2 protein-coding genes and 1 pseudogene are annotated in these 3,644 nt (G+C 72.2%); all 3 read right to left on the bottom strand.

What is annotated here, in order from left to right; genetic code table 11:
• A pseudogene (locus PROKR_RS34005) lies at positions 1 to 228 on the bottom strand (hypothetical protein); the annotation flags it as partial.
• Between the two features lie 132 nt (positions 229 to 360).
• Positions 361 to 1,518 (bottom strand): acyltransferase family protein, encoded by a 1,158-nt coding sequence (locus PROKR_RS05985; RefSeq protein WP_036960668.1) that lies wholly within the window; start codon positions 1,516 to 1,518, stop codon positions 361 to 363.
• Positions 1,519 to 1,737: 219 nt separating this feature from the next.
• A partial coding sequence (locus PROKR_RS05980) for an Rne/Rng family ribonuclease (protein WP_036960652.1) occupies positions 1,738 to 3,644 on the bottom strand: 1,907 nt, incomplete at its 5' end.

Here is a 3,644-nt window from a genome sequence, read left to right as displayed (position 1 = left end):
CCCGCCGCCCGCCGCCCGGTCCAGCCCGCTGCTCCGGGCCAGCGCCGCGACGAGGGCGTCGGCCTGCTCCGCCGTCGGGACCGGGTAGTACGGGCCGTCCCAGCGGTGCCACTCGTGCTCGGGGCGCAGCCATCCACGGGCCGCGTCGAGGTCGTGGGCGGTCCAGCCACGCAAGGTCACGGCCGTCCCGGAGGGGGTCACCCCACGGGCGTAGGTCTTGGCTGTCACGCCCTCGATCCTCCCTGGGCAGCGCCTACCGGCGGAAGTCCTTTTCGACCGTGCGGTCAGGCCTGCATCCCGGACGCGACGCAGCCTGACCGCAGGCCCGAGGCGGACCTTCACGCCACGACCCACCCGCTGCTACAGCACGCGCGCCACGCCCGGGATGCGACGCAGCAGGTAGGCAGCGCCCCAGCAGAGCGGCACCGACAGCACGAGCAGGATCAGGAACTTCACGCCCGCCGGGGCCACGAGTGGCGCGAACAGCATCGCCACGCCCACCAGCACCAGCGGGTGGATGACGTACACCGCGAAGGAGTGCTGGGCTGCGAACCGCGCCCAGGCCGGCTGGCCCGAGAACCGCTCCCGGAACAGCACCAGCAGGCCCACGGCCGCACCGATAGCGACCACGTTCTCGGCGAGGCTCTGGGCGAGCAGCACGACGATCCCGGCGTCGGGCGCGGACGCGAGGGCGGACGCACTGAGGGCCGCCCCCATCCCGACGAGCGCCACGATCAGGGCGACCCGGCCCTGCCGCACGGTGAGCGTCGTCAGCCAGCCGCGGCGCGTGGCGAGCACCCCGGCCACGAAGAGCAGCACGTACTGCGGCAGGTAGGCCGGCGTCGGGAGGCCGACCCCCGGCCAGTACGTGCCCAGCGGCACGGCAAGGCGCCAGAGGTACGTCACGACGGTCAGGACCGCGACGAAGGCGGCGATCGCGCGGAAGGTCAGAGGGTGGGCGACCAGGGGCGTGGCGGTGTCGCTGGCGACGTCGGTCCCGGGCACGGCACCGAGACGAGCGGTGGAGCGTGCCCGCAGGGCCCGGAACGCCGCGTAGGCGAGCGACAGCACCAGCAGCACCTCGACGAACCACATCGGCCCGGGGTCGCCCGCGCTGAACCAGAACCGCAGGAACGACTCCCCCTGGTCGCGACGCTCGGGCCAGCCCGCCAGCGACAGCACCGGCCGCGCGACCAGCCAGAACACGATCAGCGGGACGCCGAGCCGGACGAGCCGGTCGCGGGCGAACGCGCCCGGCCCCTTGCGGTCCACCGAGCCGGGCACGAACAGGCCGGAGAGCAGGAAGAAGAAGCCCATGAACCAGAACTGGTTCGCGACGACGAACGCCACGAGCGCGAGCCCGGACAGGCTCTCGCTGGGCTCGGTCCAGTACCACATCGGCAGCGCACCGTAGGTCAGCGCGCTGTGGTGGGCCAGGACCAGCACGGTCAGCAGGATCCGCAGGTTGTCGACGTACCCCAGGCGGGTGGTCGTCGGCCTCGCGGCGATGGTTGTCATCTCGGTCTCCGTCGTCTCGGTCACACCTCGTTGGTTCATTACTCGACTAATGAACCATAGAACGTGAGGCGCCCGCAAGAGGTTTGCCCGGGGAAGACCGGGGGCGCCCGAGCCGGCAGTTCCCGGGCACAAAAAACGAGGGCCGCCACCTCGCGGTGGCGACCCTCGTCGGGATCAGGTCAGCGGCCCGTCAGCCACGCCCAGAAGCCCTTCTTCTGCTCAGGCGACCTCGTCGCCAGCTCCTTTGGGCGGTTCCGGCTGCCCAGTGCCGGAGCCCCCCTCCGGCGTGTCGTCGGTCGACGGCGCGGTGTCCGCCGACGAACCGGCGTCGGCGGGCGAGCCCGCGGGCTGCGGCGCGTCACCGGACACCGGGGCGGCCTGGCCCGACGAGCCGGAGCCCGACGAGGGCAGCTGTATCTCGTCCAGCGTGGCAGGACCGTCCTCGGCGGCGTCCTTGGTCTCGTGCGCGTGCTGCGCCGCGGCGGCGATCGTCGCGAGCGTGGCCTTGACGGCCTCGCGTGCCTCGGACCGCTCCTCGGGCAGGCTGGCGACGGGCGCCACCGGCTCCTGTGCGGGAGCCGCCTTCTCCTTGGCCTCCTTGCCGCGCTTGCGGCGCGAACGCGCCGTACGCGGGCTCTCCTCGACCGCGGCGGGCGCGCCCGAGCCGGAGCCGGAGCCCTGCTTCTCGATCGGCTCCTCGTGGACGATGAAGCCGCGGCCCTTGCAGTGCTCGCACGTCTCGGAGAACGCCTCGACCAGGCCCTGACCCACGCGCTTGCGCGTCATCTGGACCAGGCCCAGCGACGTCACCTCGGCGACCTGGTGCTTGGTGCGGTCCCGGCCCAGGCACTCGACCAGGCGACGCAGCACCAGGTCACGGTTGGACTCGAGCACCATGTCGATGAAGTCGATGACGATGATGCCGCCGATGTCGCGCAGGCGGAGCTGCCGCACGATCTCCTCGGCCGCCTCGAGGTTGTTCCGCGTGACGGTCTCCTCGAGCGTGCCGCCCGCACCGGTGAACTTGCCGGTGTTGACGTCCACGACCGTCATGGCCTCGGTGCGGTCGATGACCAGCGAGCCGCCCGAGGGCAGCCAGACCTTGCGGTCCATGCCCTTGGCGAGCTGCTCGTCCACGCGGTGGACCGTGAACACGTCGGTGTTCTCGACCCACTTGGACACGCGCTCGCGCAGGTCGGGAGCGAGCTCCTCGACATAGTGCGCGATCTCGTCCCACGCGCCCTCGCCCTGCACGACCAGCGACGAGAAGTCGTCGTTGAAGATGTCGCGGACCACGCGGATCGCCATGTCCGGCTCACCCTGCAGCAGGGCAGGGGCCGACGCCTTCTTCGACTTGGCCTGGATGGCGTCCCACTGGCCCTGCAGGCGCTGGACGTCGGCGCGCAGCTCCTCCTCGCTCGCCCCCTCGGCGGCGGTGCGCACGATGACGCCGGCGCCGTCGGGGACCACCTCGCGAAGGATCTTCTTGAGGCGCGACCGCTCGGTGTCGGGCAGCTTGCGGCTGATGCCGGTCATGCCGCCGCCGGGCACGAACACGAGGTAGCGGCCGGCCAGGGTGACCTGGCTCGTCAGACGCGCGCCCTTGTGGCCGATCGGGTCCTTGGTGACCTGCACCAGCACCGAGTCGCCCGACTTCAGCGCCTGCTCGATCCGGCGCGGCTGGCCCTCCAGGCCCGCCGCGTCCCAGTTGACCTCGCCCGCGTACAGCACGGCGTTGCGGCCCTTGCCGACGTCGACGAACGCGGCCTCCATGGAGGGGAGCACGTTCTGGACCCGGCCCAGGTACACGTTGCCGGCCATCGACGCCTGCGACTGCTGCGAGACGTAGTGCTCCACGAGCACGCCGTCCTCCAGCACCGCGATCTGCGTGCGGCCGTCCTTCTCGCGCACGATCATCGACCGCTGCACCGACTCGCGGCGCGCCAGGAACTCGGCCTCGGTGATGATCTGACGGCGACGGCCGTGGTCGCGACCCTCTCGGCGACGCTGACGCTTCGCCTCCAGGCGCGTGGAGCCCTTGAGCGCGGTGACCTCGTCGCTGCGGCTCGTGCGAGCGGCGGCGGCCTCGGCCCGCTCCCCGCGGGTGCCCCGGCGACGGCGCCGAC

It is taken from the genome of Promicromonospora kroppenstedtii DSM 19349, from assembly GCF_000515355.1.
In the GTDB taxonomy this organism is placed as follows: domain Bacteria; phylum Actinomycetota; class Actinomycetes; order Actinomycetales; family Cellulomonadaceae; genus Promicromonospora; species Promicromonospora kroppenstedtii.
The sequence above is the reverse complement of the archived record's forward strand: the minus strand, read 5'-3'. Positions and strand labels throughout refer to the sequence as shown.

Excerpts from the sequence above, each read along its gene's own strand:
- PROKR_RS05985 (WP_036960668.1), bottom strand. The coding sequence starts at position 1,518 with ATGACAACCATCGCCGCGAGGCCGACGACCACCCGCCTGGGGTACGTC.